This is a genomic window from Limnobaculum zhutongyuii (assembly GCF_004295645.1).
GTDB lineage: Bacteria > Pseudomonadota > Gammaproteobacteria > Enterobacterales > Enterobacteriaceae > Limnobaculum > Limnobaculum zhutongyuii.
Map to the genome: position 1 here is coordinate 2,210,158 of NZ_CP034752.1, position 12,207 is coordinate 2,222,364.

14 protein-coding genes and 1 pseudogene are annotated in these 12,207 nt (G+C 43.0%); 5 read left to right on the top strand and 10 right to left on the bottom strand.

Annotated elements, in window-relative coordinates; translation table 11 throughout:
• Positions 1-28: 28 nt before the first annotated feature.
• Complete coding sequence (locus EKN56_RS09725; RefSeq protein ID WP_130591598.1) at positions 29-1,222, bottom strand: amino acid aminotransferase; 1,194 nt, start codon at positions 1,220-1,222, stop codon at positions 29-31.
• Positions 1,223-1,518: 296 nt separating this feature from the next.
• On the opposite strand from EKN56_RS09725, the gene cobO reads away from it, so the two are divergent.
• Positions 1,519-2,118 (top strand): cob(I)yrinic acid a,c-diamide adenosyltransferase, encoded by a 600-nt coding sequence (gene cobO, locus EKN56_RS09730; RefSeq protein WP_130591599.1) that lies wholly within the window; start codon positions 1,519-1,521, stop codon positions 2,116-2,118.
• A 93-nt stretch (positions 2,119-2,211) separates the two neighbouring features.
• Here the strand turns inward: cobO and EKN56_RS09735 are convergent, their stop codons facing one another.
• Both EKN56_RS09735 and EKN56_RS09740 read right to left on the bottom strand, forming a co-directional pair.
• Complete coding sequence (locus EKN56_RS09735; RefSeq protein ID WP_130591600.1) at positions 2,212-2,769, bottom strand: acyl-homoserine-lactone synthase; 558 nt, start codon at positions 2,767-2,769, stop codon at positions 2,212-2,214.
• A 97-nt stretch (positions 2,770-2,866) separates the two neighbouring features.
• Positions 2,867-3,295 (bottom strand): DUF4902 domain-containing protein, encoded by a 429-nt coding sequence (locus EKN56_RS09740; RefSeq protein WP_168189639.1) that lies wholly within the window; start codon positions 3,293-3,295, stop codon positions 2,867-2,869.
• A gap of 280 nt (positions 3,296-3,575) precedes the next feature.
• Between EKN56_RS09740 and EKN56_RS09745 the strand changes: the two genes are divergently transcribed.
• On the top strand, positions 3,576-4,286 hold the full coding sequence (locus tag EKN56_RS09745) for a LuxR family transcriptional regulator (protein ID WP_168189640.1): 711 nt from the start codon (positions 3,576-3,578) through the stop codon (positions 4,284-4,286).
• A 267-nt stretch (positions 4,287-4,553) separates the two neighbouring features.
• Here the strand turns inward: EKN56_RS09745 and cobT are convergent, their stop codons facing one another.
• The 4 genes from cobT to cobU are packed head-to-tail and all read right to left on the bottom strand — an operon-like array spanning position 4,554 to position 7,570.
• A complete protein-coding gene (gene cobT, locus EKN56_RS09750) occupies positions 4,554-5,603 on the bottom strand; it encodes a nicotinate-nucleotide--dimethylbenzimidazole phosphoribosyltransferase (protein WP_130591603.1) in 1,050 nt (349 codons plus the stop codon).
• A 48-nt stretch (positions 5,604-5,651) separates the two neighbouring features.
• Complete coding sequence (cobC, locus tag EKN56_RS09755; RefSeq protein ID WP_130591604.1) at positions 5,652-6,254, bottom strand: alpha-ribazole phosphatase; 603 nt, start codon at positions 6,252-6,254, stop codon at positions 5,652-5,654.
• Between the two features lie 3 nt (positions 6,255-6,257).
• On the bottom strand, positions 6,258-7,007 hold the full coding sequence (gene cobS / locus EKN56_RS09760; RefSeq protein WP_130591605.1) for an adenosylcobinamide-GDP ribazoletransferase: 750 nt from the start codon (positions 7,005-7,007) through the stop codon (positions 6,258-6,260).
• Between the two features lie 2 nt (positions 7,008-7,009).
• Complete coding sequence (gene cobU / locus EKN56_RS09765) at positions 7,010-7,570, bottom strand: bifunctional adenosylcobinamide kinase/adenosylcobinamide-phosphate guanylyltransferase (RefSeq protein WP_130591606.1); 561 nt, start codon at positions 7,568-7,570, stop codon at positions 7,010-7,012.
• Positions 7,571-7,772: 202 nt separating this feature from the next.
• Here cobU and EKN56_RS09770 point away from each other — a divergent pair, with 202 nt between their 5' ends.
• Positions 7,773-7,973 carry a 2-hydroxymuconate tautomerase family protein gene (locus EKN56_RS09770; protein WP_130591607.1) on the top strand — a complete coding sequence of 67 codons (201 nt, stop codon included), beginning with the start codon at positions 7,773-7,775 and terminating at the stop codon, positions 7,971-7,973.
• 30 nt (positions 7,974-8,003) lie between these two features.
• On the opposite strand, the gene EKN56_RS09775 is transcribed toward EKN56_RS09770, so the two are convergent.
• Positions 8,004-8,837, bottom strand: a complete 834-nt coding sequence (locus EKN56_RS09775) for a VanW family protein (RefSeq protein ID WP_130591608.1) — start codon at positions 8,835-8,837, stop codon at positions 8,004-8,006.
• 145 nt (positions 8,838-8,982) lie between these two features.
• A complete protein-coding gene (locus EKN56_RS09780) occupies positions 8,983-9,195 on the bottom strand; it encodes a YccJ family protein (protein ID WP_130591609.1) in 213 nt (70 codons plus the stop codon).
• A 327-nt stretch (positions 9,196-9,522) separates the two neighbouring features.
• On the opposite strand from EKN56_RS09780, the pseudogene yqhD reads away from it, so the two are divergent.
• Positions 9,523-10,680 (top strand): annotated as a pseudogene (yqhD, locus tag EKN56_RS09785) (alcohol dehydrogenase).
• Between the two features lie 77 nt (positions 10,681-10,757).
• Here yqhD and nikR read toward each other — a convergent pair.
• Positions 10,758-11,216 (bottom strand): nickel-responsive transcriptional regulator NikR, encoded by a 459-nt coding sequence (gene nikR, locus EKN56_RS09790; RefSeq protein WP_130591610.1) that lies wholly within the window; start codon positions 11,214-11,216, stop codon positions 10,758-10,760.
• A gap of 387 nt (positions 11,217-11,603) precedes the next feature.
• Here nikR and EKN56_RS09795 point away from each other — a divergent pair, with 387 nt between their 5' ends.
• A complete protein-coding gene (locus tag EKN56_RS09795) occupies positions 11,604-12,194 on the top strand; it encodes a phosphatase PAP2 family protein (protein WP_130591611.1) in 591 nt (196 codons plus the stop codon).
• Positions 12,195-12,207 lie beyond the last annotated feature (13 nt).

Consider the following 12,207-nt stretch of genomic DNA (forward strand, 5'->3'; position numbering starts at 1 on the left):
TATGATTACCGGGCGTGTTTTTTATTCTCTACAATACTTCAGAAAATGCCTTGGCTACTCGCTCAACGTTAGCGCCGTTTAATCCGGTCAGGCACATACGGCCATTTCTCACCAGATAGATAGCATATTCATTTTTCAGTCGATCAACCTGTTCTGGCGTTAAGCCGGTATAGCTGAACATGCCGGTTTGTTTCACCAGATAGCTTGAGTCGCGTCCCGGTAATGCCTGAGTCATCACCTCAACCATCTTTTGACGCATTTGCAGAATGCGAGTGCGCATCTCTGCCACTTCACTCATCCACATCGCTTTTAGCTGCGGATCGGACAGAACGGTTGCAACAACCTGTGCACCACTCAATGGCGGGCTTGAATAGTTACGACGCACTGTTGCTTTAAGCTGCCCCAGCACTCTGGTCGCTTCATCGGCGTTATCACAAAAAACCGAAAGACCACCGCAACGTTCACCATAAATAGAGAAATTCTTTGAATATGAGTTAGACAGCAAACAGGCAATGCCCGCTTTAGCGACGGCACGAATGGCATAGGCATCTTCATCTAAACCTTTACTAAAGCCCTGATAAGCAATATCCATAAAGGCGATCAGTTCACGTTCCGCCAGAACCTCGACCACTTTGTCCCACTGTTCAGGCAGCAGATCGGCCCCTGTTGGGTTATGGCAGCACGGGTGTAACAGGACGATGCTTTTTGCCGGTAATGTCTTCAGGGTTGCCAGCATTTGCTCAAAGGCAACACCTCGGGTTTCACTGTCAAAATAGGGATAACGATTAACCTTGATCCCTGCCCCTTCAAAAATCGCCACATGGTTATCCCAAGTAGGATTACTGACCCAAACCTCTGACTCAGGGAAATAGGTATGCAAGAAATCTGCCCCTACCTTTAAAGCACCGGAACCACCCAGCGTTTGAATTGTCGCCACACGATTAGCCACTAACGCCGGATTATCCTCTCCCAATAACAGATGTTGAGTTACCGTGCGGTAAACAGGCATGCCGTCCATCGGTAAATATACCAGAGGGTCATGATTGGTTTTAAATAGTCTTTCTCTTGCCTGGGATACTGAATCTAAAACAGGAATTCGCCCTTGCTCATCATAGTAAAGACCGATGCTCAAGTTCACCTTTGACTCACGCTTATCTTTAGAAAACTCTTCCATCAGAGAAAGAATTGGATCTCCGGCATATGCATTAACGTGTTGAAACATTCCCTACCCCTTAAGTTGACTGCGCTCTTCTCTATACAGGCGTTTATTTATCATTAACAAAAACAGATAACAGTTTTCTTTTTTTAGAAGACATATATAAACAATGTGGAACTGATAGCGTTAATTTAAAGCAATCGCACCTGAAACTGCTTTAACCTCCCCCCACATTACCCTGAAAGTAAAAAACTCGCCAGTAACATGATTATCCCGTTTTTATCCGTTCGGATATTTCTGGATAATCGGTAAAAATCGTTGCTAAGCTTAGTGCTTATGAATAACCAAAGAGCAAACTCTCCATGACCACTCAAAATGACCAGCGTCATCAGCAGCGTCAACAAAAAATCAAACAGCAGGTTGATGAACGAATCGCTGCTGCCACTCAGGATCGCGGACTCCTGTTAATTTTGACCGGAAATGGTAAAGGTAAAAGTACTGCCGCCTTTGGTACCGTAGCCCGAGCCGTTGGCCATGGCCAGCAGGCAGCGGTTATTCAGTTTATTAAAGGGACCTGGGAGTGTGGGGAACGTAATCTGTTATCCCAGCATGGTGTAGAGTTTCAGGTGATGTCGACTGGCTTTACCTGGGAAACACAAAATAAGGCCAGTGATACTTTAGCTGCGCAAGAAGTATGGCAACACGGCAAACGAATGTTATCCAATGCGTTATTAGACCTGGTAGTACTGGACGAACTGACCTATATGATCACCTATGGTTATGTCGAACTGGAAGAGGTTATACAGGCGCTACAAGACCGACCACAGGGGCAAACGGTTATCATTACAGGACGAGGTTGTCATCGCGCTCTAATTGAGATGGCAGATACGGTTAGCGAACTACGCCCGGTAAAACACGCTTTTGATCAGGGATTGCAGGCCAGACAGGGAATTGACTGGTAAAACAGCAAAAAAAGCTAAATAGCCAATAAATCATGTTTTCAACATAACGTATTGGCTATGGGTACAGGTACAACCCGTGGATGGAGAATACTGCTATCTCACATTAATGATACAGGCAATCACCGGATGACCATCAACCAGTACCGGCGGCCCTCCCCGGTGGACGTCGTAGCCTAATCCTTTAATCAATCGTTCCACGGCAAGTGGAGAGACGGTGACAATGGTTTTCACATTATATTGAGCAAGATAGTTTATTGATTCTTTTAATAAACCAGCAGCAACAACCGATGAAAGGCTGCCCCGCTGCTTCTCCAGCGCGGACGAGTTTAAATCCAGCGCAGAGAAACGAGATATTTCCCAGATATAAGGTGAACTTGGAGGGTGGTTTCCATTGAGTAATTCAGGAAACACTTCACTTAACAAATAGGGCTCCGTAGTCGGTAACAACCTGGAGCAACCAATGATCTCTTTCTGGCTATTTCTGGCGATAACGTACACCGTATCAGGCTTATCAAACTGATCTCGCTCATATCCAATTGGGGTGTTTAGCTCCCAACCCAGTTTCTCAACAAAAACTTTATAGCGATATGCCGCAAGCTCATTTTCTAATCCAGAAGGTAAGTTACGCGGTGAACCTGATAAAAATTCCATGATATATTTTCCCACACTGTAAATTTATTGGAAAAATATATTAATAACATTGGATTACGGAGCGTAACCTGACAGATCTACTAGCTATCGCACGGAGTTACTGAGTGATAAACTGAAATATTTTCTCATTCCAATCGATTTCAGCTATTTTGTTATCAAGTTGTCGCTGTATATATCCCTCTTCATCCGTTTCATTCTGTAAGTTTTCATCCATATAAAAAGCGATATTGCTAAAGATTGGTCCAATTTTCACATACTGACAATTGGCGTTTTCATAACGCAGCTCCCAATCCCAACCTATTGATAAAATGGGAGTTATCTGACTTACCCATTCGGTATAACCCGTAATGGCGGTAATCACTCCCCCCTGAAAGCGTAATTCTTCAGGTTCCGCATGTGCCGCAGAATAGAGGTGGGTAAATTTAACATTTTTAAAGAAATCGACATCGACTTTAACGCGATAATCCACGCTGGCTGCATGGCATTCATCATGATTTTCAATATTAATGTCTTTCTTGTTCTGCACACACATCTCCTTAAGTGTTAAACTTTGGTATCTTAAGTTGTGATCAAGCTTGGTTAGTACAACATATTTTATTTACAGCTCAAAATTATGATATTAGTATACTAGTTACTACAATCAGTCAGTTGTTTAACTATATTTATATTGCGTACTGGCTACCTGACGGGCTTCGTGTATATATTATAATTAAGTGTATAAAAATTTATCATGTCGTTGTCTTGTTCAACGATATCGATTTCCCGTCGGTTTATTTCTAAGTGTTTTTCTATCGAAGGAAGCGGTTTTGAAAATTAATTTATATCGAACCTATGAAAATTTATCAAAAACCAAAGATAAAGAATCCTTCTTTAAAACATTACAAAAAGCAGCCAGCGATTTGGGCTTTGAATATTGTGCTTACGGAGTAAGACCCATATATCCCTTATCAGCCCAGCAACCGCAGGTTATTAATAACTACCCTATCGGCTGGAATCAGGCCTATCAGTCCAATAATTATTTCGAAATAGATCCAACCGTTCAACATGGCCTGCGCTCTACCCAGGCGCTATTCTGGGAGGATGACTTATACAGAACGTCTCCCTATTTTTGGGAAGAAGCTAAAGCGTTTGGCATTAATCACGGTATCTCTCAAGCTCAGAAAGATTCTATTGGTCGTGTCGGAATGTTAACGTTTGCCAGTCCCGATCAGCACTACACGGCTAAAACCTTGTTAGTTCAAGCCCCTTCACTTATCTGGCTTTCTCAAATCGCGCATAACCGTCTGGCAGAATATCTCTTACCACAAGAAAACCATGAAGCCGATTATCAGCTAACGAAACGAGAAAAAGATATTCTACGCTGGACGGCTGAAGGCAAGACCTCAAATGAAATTGCTATTTTGATGTCAATCAGTGACAGAACCGTTAATTTTCACGTAAATAATATTCTTAAAAAGCTTTCTGTATCCAATAAAACAGCTGCAACAGTTAAAGCGATGGTTCTCAATCTGTTATAGATAATTAGGATTATAATAATATTATTCGCTAAATTCTGCCTGATTATTTTCTATTTAAACTAACTTTCTTTTCTTACAGCACACAATCAGAATAATGTTTCATTAATTTTCACTTACAAGCCTAATAGTCACCTGAAATAAATAATTACGTAAACTATAACTATGCAAGATTATCGATTTATTATTTTATAATCTATATTCCATTTAGTGCCGCCACAAAAAATAATACTATAGTCTAATTTCATGTGCAATTTGATGAATAACAAATCAATCTGATAATAAAATATTTGATTCCGCCAAACTTCCCATGTTATTCGCAATAGCACAGGCAGCATCGATTATTGGAAATGCCATCACAGCACCACTACCTTCCCCCAGTCTCATAGACATCTCCAAATAGGGAACAAGTTTTAGCTTTTCTAGCGCCAAATGTGTACCTTTCTCAGCAGAACGGTGGGACGGTATCAAATAAGGATGAAGCTGTGGGGCAATTTTTACGGCAACCAATGCTGCAGCACAAGAGAGAAAGCCATCCAAAACGATAGGTATTCCTGCCGCTGCTGCCCCTATCATTACTCCCGCCATCCCACCGAGATCAAAGCCACCAACCTTTGCCAATACATCAATACTATCGTCCGCATTCGGTTGGTTAACTGCAATCGCTCGTTTGACGACCTCAATCTTATGTTGCATACGATCCTGTGGGAAATTCGCCCCTACACCCACAGTCTGTTCAGGCATCACATTACAAAGCACACTCACCATTGCCGCCGCTGGCGTAGTATTGCCCATGCCCAGCTCACCGGTACCGATTAATCTGACACCGCGATTAACCTGCTCTATAGCCAGTTGTGCGCTACGTTCCAGCAGTGTTACTGCTTCTTCACGACTCATGGCTGCCTGAGTAGCAATATTTCCACTGCCGCGACGAACCTTATGATTTAAAACACCCTCTATCGGTGATGAATCAATCCCGGCATCCACCAGCAAAACCTCCGCATCCATCTGTTTTGCCAGTACGCAAACGCCAGAAACGCTTTTTACCATATTCATCATTTGAAGATGAGTTACTGCCTGCGGTGCCAAAGTGATTCCCTCAGCATAGACCCCGTGATCTGCCGCCATGACAATTAACTGTTTATGAGGTGCGCTAATATTCAGGCTACGGTAAATACCGCTTAGCTGAATAGCCAGTAGCTCTAACCTGCCCAAGCTGCCTACCGGCTTCACTAAACCATCCAATCTGATGGACATCTCATCCATTACTTGTTTGTCCAGGGGGCGTATCTGAGCGATGATTTGGTTTAAGCTTTGCATATACGGTAATGACCTATGAGAGTTGTGGTATTACAAAAAATGGATGCTTCAGACCAGAACATTCAGTTGCTGGATCACCGCATGCCCACGATGAATATCGATAACACTGTAAGCGTCATGCCTGAAGGTAAAAAACCAAAAGCCTTCTGCCGGCATTTTCAGCAACGAGAGTAAAATACAGCGTAAGGTTCCCTGATGACCGACAAACAGGATGTTATTCAGACTGGCAGCCTCAGCTTCATTTAACCAGGCTGTAAAAGAGTGATGAATTCGTAGATTGAACTGATTAAAGCTCTCCCCTTCGGGGGGCGGAAAATTCTTCCAGTCTGAGCACCAGTTGGCATAATTTTGGCTATCGTTTTGCTCCAGTTCTTGATAATGACGCCCTTCCCAAAGGCCAAAATGAATTTCATTTAATCCATTTAATTGCTGATGTTGCTGCCGGTTTATCCCTGAGATATATTCTGCCGTTTGCTGAGTTCGCCTTAATCCACTAGTTACGACCCGATCAAATTGAACCCCGGATAAGGCTCGAGCTAATAGCTCTGCCTGTGCAATCCCCTGTACATTAAGTTCATGGTCGGTAGAACCCGAATAGACCCGTCGTTGGTTCACTTCTGTTTCACCATGACGCACCAAATATAAGCGCATCAATCAATGAACCATAAGTAACAGGAACAGAAGTTCAGCGATTTCAATACCGGCACCCAGTGTATCCCCGGTTTGTCCACCCAATTTGCTTTGAATCAACGCCCGGTAAACCAGTAACAATACGCCAGCTACCACGGCCATTAATACACCGTATCCACCGGCAAACAGAAATACTAACACCAGACCAATCAGCAATGCCGTATAGAACTCACCCCGTTCAATCTTGCCAATAAACAAATTTCCCATGCCGCTCTCTCGGGCATAGTTTTGTCGGTACATCAGCAGTACGCTCAGTGAACGACCAACCACCGGCGCGACAATTAATAAATGAGCAACCGAAGCCTGATTTTCGGCCAACTGATACACCACCAGTACATGCAATAAGATCTTAAATATCAGCGCTAATGCACCCTGAGTACCAATGCGGCTATCGCGCATAATCTCCAGCATGCGATCTCGCGGGCGGGAAGAGAATATGCCGTCTGCCGTATCCGCTAAACCATCCAGATGAAACGCTCCGGTAATCATGGCAACGGTTAAAACTGCACAGGCAGAAGCCAGCAGGTTTCCCCACCACAATTGAGTCAATACAAAAACAAAAGCGCTGATTAAACCAATGGTCAATCCGGCAAGCGGAAAAGCCATCACCATACGACGATATTCACTGATTTCAACACTGTCTGTATAGCGTCCTGGAACCGGAATTCGAGTAAGAAACTGCAAAGAGACCAGAAAAAGTTTAATAAATTTCATGATTAACCTTTAATTTTCACATCAATTCCGGATACCACAAGATGTACTTCATCCGCCTGTTGAGCCAGTTTTTGATTCACCCTACCGGCGATATCTAAAAAATGTCGTGCTAATGGATATTCCGGCACAATACCGCAACCTAACTCATTGGTCACAATAATGATTTCACTTTTGCTCTCCGCACAAGACTTCAATAAATCATCCATTTGCGGTTCCAGCCAACGTTCAAGTGCCGAATAATCCAGTTGGTCGGGATCACTATCGCCAGCCCAGTCAAAGATAAGATTGGTTAGCATAGTCGTTATACATTCAAGCACTATTACCGGAAAAAAGCCTGATTGCTGACGGATCTCATTGCCTGTCTGGCGATAACCTTCATGAGTACGCCAGTGAGCAGGACGTGTTAATTTATGCTGTTCAATGCGTCGCAACATTTCATCATCAGTCGCCAGTGACGTGGCAATATAGAGTACATTTCCTCCGTATGCAGCAGCCTTCTGATTGGCTAGCTGTTCCGCCAGACGGCTTTTTCCACTGCGTGCACCGCCGGTAATCAAAATCATAATTCATTGTCCTGCATGCAATTATCGGTTACCCCACCCACAAAATGACCTATCAACACCAATTGGTATTAAGAATAACGCCTTTTTGCGCCAGCACTCAACTACCACTAAATCGTGGCTGGTAAAAATTGTGGTTGCTGCCCATAATTTAATATCAATACCTTAAAAAAGCCTCTGAATAAACAACCTGGAGAATTTCGTCATGCCCTACGTCAATATTAAAATTACTAAAGAAGGCGCTACCGCAGAACAAAAGAAGCAGCTTATCGAAGGAGTAACCCAACTATTGGTTAAGGTTCTGGATAAAAACCCGGCCACTACCGTTGTTGTTATTGATGAAGTGGATATGGACAACTGGGGTATTGGTGGATTTCCCGTGACTGAATTAAGAAAGAAAAAATAATTTGCTGGCGCCGAATGTCTGCTGTTACCTTCAGGCTGATGACAGATCTGTGTTCAGCCGTTGTGTATCGACATGATATTTAACCACCACATTATTACGATACAAACACTCTGACTGTAAAATAACCGGTTCCTGGCCTTTGGTTGAAATATCACGCCAGATTTCATTTTGCCGCCATACCCGATCGCCCTGTCGTACAAATCGATGCGCCTGCTGATAAACATGGTATTTCACTTCCCGGGGCTTATCACACAGCAACTCTCCCTCTAATTGATGTTCTGCCACATTAAAAATCAGTTGGAAGGTATCTTGCGTTGGATTATGCAAAACCAGATCGATATAGTTATAAAAAATTGCCGCACCGGAACCAAAAGGTAAAATACGCCCCTCATCGGGAAAAGGATCAAAACTATGGTTAGCTCTTTCCACTACTACTAGCGGCGAATGGATAGCCATCCAGTGAATAAGATTACTTAACTGACAAATTCCACCGCCAATTCCCTGACGAGCTTCGCCATAAGAGAGCTCCATTCCTTCAACAAACCCGCGCTTTTCTGTCGGTTTCCCTACCAGACGACAAAATGAAAAGTACTCTCCCGGGGCAATCACAATACCGCTGGTTGCTGCCGTTGCCAGTTTAAGGTTAATCACTTTGTTATGTTGCAGAGCGATGTCACTATTACCTAGTTTGCGAATAAGCTTAGAGGTGTGCTTGATAAAGCGATATTCCAGACGCTGCTCAGGTATTAACCGATTAGTATAGTTACGGGAGCCTAGTCGCCAGCTTATTTGACGAAAAAAGCGCCGTTGTTGTACCCGTAGCCAGTAAAGCCAGGGATGATATGAGGAGAGTGGCCTACGCATGGTTATTTAATCCGTTAACTAAACCTGTTCGCTGAGCCTAATTGATTTATATGTGTTTTATATGAAGTTTTGTGTTCTATTGGATAACGATCAATAACGTCGCACAAAGCGACGTTATTAAGGTGGTAAAACATCTGAAACGTTATCAGACGTTTTTACGTTCGATAGTTTCTTCACCCCAGTAGAGGCGATCGGCATCGGTTTTACTAAATGCCAGTGGCAGAACTTCATCGCTGCCCTCGTCCCAAATTTGTTGTGCTTTTACTTCATCGTTATTAGCCAGTTCAAAAATAGCTTCTGCAATTTCAACGGATGTTTCACGAACTTTAGCCCACTCTTTAATTCTTAGTCTTTGCATTTCAATATCTCCCAACGGGTTATTTCAGATGTGGCTTTATCACGTTCAAAGCACTGTCTAACAGTATTGTTCAAGCTTGTGATTTTGCATGTAAAAAATCGGTGAATAGCATTAGTATACTCAATATCTAACGCTTTGGTTAAAGGCCTTATGACAGAATATTCTGTTACTCAGTAAGTTAGGCTCATCCATGAATCACTCATTTACATTAAACAGGCCAATTACCTATCGGTTTTATGTTAATGTGAATAAAGTATCTTGTTAAGCATTTCCGAAACGAAAAAATTCTGTTTCTTATCCATCATGTTACCGTCAGGATCTATCACTATGAATAATTTCAGCCTTCATCTTGCTACAAAAGTTTTGTTTGGTCAGGGTCAGATTGCTCAACTCCCTATGGTTATTCCTGCTCATGCCCGAGTCTTGATTACCTACGGCGGCGGCAGCATTAAACGTAACGGTGTTTTAGATCAGGTTCATCAGGCGTTGAAAGGTTATACCCTGTTTGAATTCGGTAGTATTGAACCCAACCCTACTTATGAAACGCTGATGCAAGCAGTAGAAATGGTGCATAACAATAAGATCGATTTCTTGCTTGCCGTCGGTGGTGGTTCAGTACTGGACGGGACTAAATTTATTGCCGCTGCTGCTGATTACGTGGGAGAAACCTAGGAAATCGTCACCAGTCGCGGAAAGAAAGTCACGAAAGCACTACCAATCGGTTCGGTACTGACTTTACCGGCTACCGGTTCGGAAATGAATGATGGTGCGGTTATTAGCCGTCGTGAAACGGGTGATAAGCAAGCGTTTATGTCTCCGTTCGTGATGCCTCAGTTTGCTATTCTGGATCCGGTCACGACTTATACTCTTCCCCCTCGCCAGATTGTTAACGGGGTTATTGATGCGTTCATTCATACCATGGAGCAGTACCTCACCTATCCGGTTGATGCCAAAGTACAGGATCGTTTCGCTGAAGGGTTATTGTTGACGTTAATAGAGGAAGGTCCTAAAGCATTAAAAGAACCAGAAAACTATGCCGTTCGGGCAAACATCATGTGGTGTGCCACCATGGCATTAAACGGCTTAATTGGTGCTGGTGTACCACAGGACTGGGCAACCCATATGCTGGGCCATGAACTGACCGCAATGCACGGTCTGGACCACGCACAAACCCTGGCCATTATTCTGCCTGCCATTATGCGCGCCAAAAAAGCGCAGAAGTGGGGGAAATTACTGCAATACGCAGAACGCGTATGGAACATTGATACCGGCACCGAAGATCAGCGTATCGAAGCAGCAATTAAAGCTACCGAAAACTTCTTCCAGCAAATGGGTGCCCCTACGCGCCTGTCTGACTATAAGTTAGATGGTAGTTCGATTCCTGCACTGATAGAAAAGCTAAAAGAACACGGAATGACCCAACTCGGCGAACACCGTGATATCACCTTAGCCGACAGCCAGAAAATTTACGAGTCAGCGCTTTAAATGGTTTTTTGTTAGTTCAATAAAAAACAGGGCCCGGATAATAATCCGGGCCCTGTTTTTACATTTTAAACAAAATCTTAATCATGATGATGGTCATGTTCGTCATCATGATGGTGATGGTGGGAATGTCCGCCACTATTATCCGGTACCATCACCAACTTGCCATATCTTACACCCCGTTCCGTAATCACCTGCTCAGCCAGCTGTCCTACCCGCTCTGCATCACCTTTCAACATAGAGACTTCCATACAGCTACCGTGATCAAGATGAACGTGCAGACTGGCTAACGTTAAGTCATGTTGTTCATGAAAAGTGCGGGTTAATCGCTTAGACAGTTCACGCGACTCATGGTCATAAACATAGACCAGCGCCGCGACACACGGGGGATTACCTTCAACCACTAATGAGGAGTTCTGGATACCAGTGCGGGTTAAATCCCGAATTGCTTCCGAACGGTTTTGATAGTTTTTCTGCTTGATAATGTTATCTATCTCTTCCATCAGGTCGTCATCAATAGAAATCGTTATACGTTGCATTACCGTTCTCCAAAGGTATCAATCAGATATTGAATCATCATAACGGGAAAGTCCTGATGCGTCGAGGTTGAGCATATTTATCCACACGCATCAAAATTAAATAATAGTTATAAAAAACAATAAGTTTACGATAAGTAATTACTCAAAAAAACAATACTCTTTTTCAGCCTATAAAGGAGCGACCATTTAGTTTTAAAGCTAATTATATTAACTGGCTGTAAATCTGAAACATTTTCATAGTTTGATACAAATTATGTTGCGATAATCGCCGACTATGCAGACTTTGCGATACACAAGCTGAATTAATTTATATACTATCGCCCTTTATTATTTATCAGACCAATATAACAACAAAATCCAGTATTGAATCAGTTAAGGGAATAACCCATGAGTCCTATCGATTACGTTATCAATCTTATTTTAAGCGGTATTCTTATTGTTGGTGTTTATCAGTTTTACTTTTTTACCCAACGCCATACGATTACCAAAGTCCGTGAGTTTAGCTCAGCCATTGATGAAAAAATTCCGTTCTGGCCATCCTGGTCATGGATTTACAGTTTCCTTTACTATCCTGCCATTTTGTATATCAACTGGATTGTGGAAGATTCCCGTCACTTCATCATGATTGTTTTCAGCTATATTGTTCTTCTGGTTATGCAGATGACATTCTTTATGCTGTTTCCAGTCTCTACCCCCTCTCACTGGCGTAGCATGAATACCGGTAAAAGCTGGTCTGAAAAATTCCTGTTATTTGTGCAAAAGTTTGATGACTCATCGAACTGCTTCCCAAGCATGCACGTATCTGTCGCCACGCTGACTGCGTTACTGGCATACAGCACGCTTGGTCCCTGGGTATTTCTGTTCCCAATTCTGATTGCCCTTTCCTGCATGTTTACCAAACAGCACTATATTATCGATTTACCTGCTGGCGCGGTTCTTGGTTGGGCTGCCTATGAGGTTTATTGCGCAATTTTATAATGAATATTGCTCA

Bases quoted from the DNA above. Each gene is read 5' to 3' on its own strand.
- EKN56_RS09725 (WP_130591598.1), bottom strand. From the start codon at position 1,222: ATGTTTCAACACGTTAATGCATATGCCGGAGATCCAATTCTTTCTCTG.
- cobO (WP_130591599.1), top strand. From the start codon at position 1,519: ATGACCACTCAAAATGACCAGCGTCATCAGCAGCGTCAACAAAAAATC.
- EKN56_RS09735 (WP_130591600.1), bottom strand. From the start codon at position 2,769: ATGGAATTTTTATCAGGTTCACCGCGTAACTTACCTTCTGGATTAGAA.
- cobT (WP_130591603.1), bottom strand. From the start codon at position 5,603: ATGCAAAGCTTAAACCAAATCATCGCTCAGATACGCCCCCTGGACAAA.
- cobC (WP_130591604.1), bottom strand. From the start codon at position 6,254: ATGCGCTTATATTTGGTGCGTCATGGTGAAACAGAAGTGAACCAACGA.
- cobS (WP_130591605.1), bottom strand. From the start codon at position 7,007: ATGAAATTTATTAAACTTTTTCTGGTCTCTTTGCAGTTTCTTACTCGA.
- cobU (WP_130591606.1), bottom strand. From the start codon at position 7,570: ATGATTTTGATTACCGGCGGTGCACGCAGTGGAAAAAGCCGTCTGGCG.
- EKN56_RS09770 (WP_130591607.1), top strand. From the start codon at position 7,773: ATGCCCTACGTCAATATTAAAATTACTAAAGAAGGCGCTACCGCAGAA.
- EKN56_RS09775 (WP_130591608.1), bottom strand. From the start codon at position 8,837: ATGCGTAGGCCACTCTCCTCATATCATCCCTGGCTTTACTGGCTACGG.
- EKN56_RS09780 (WP_130591609.1), bottom strand. From the start codon at position 9,195: ATGCAAAGACTAAGAATTAAAGAGTGGGCTAAAGTTCGTGAAACATCC.
- nikR (WP_130591610.1), bottom strand. From the start codon at position 11,216: ATGCAACGTATAACGATTTCTATTGATGACGACCTGATGGAAGAGATA.
- EKN56_RS09795 (WP_130591611.1), top strand. From the start codon at position 11,604: ATGAGTCCTATCGATTACGTTATCAATCTTATTTTAAGCGGTATTCTT.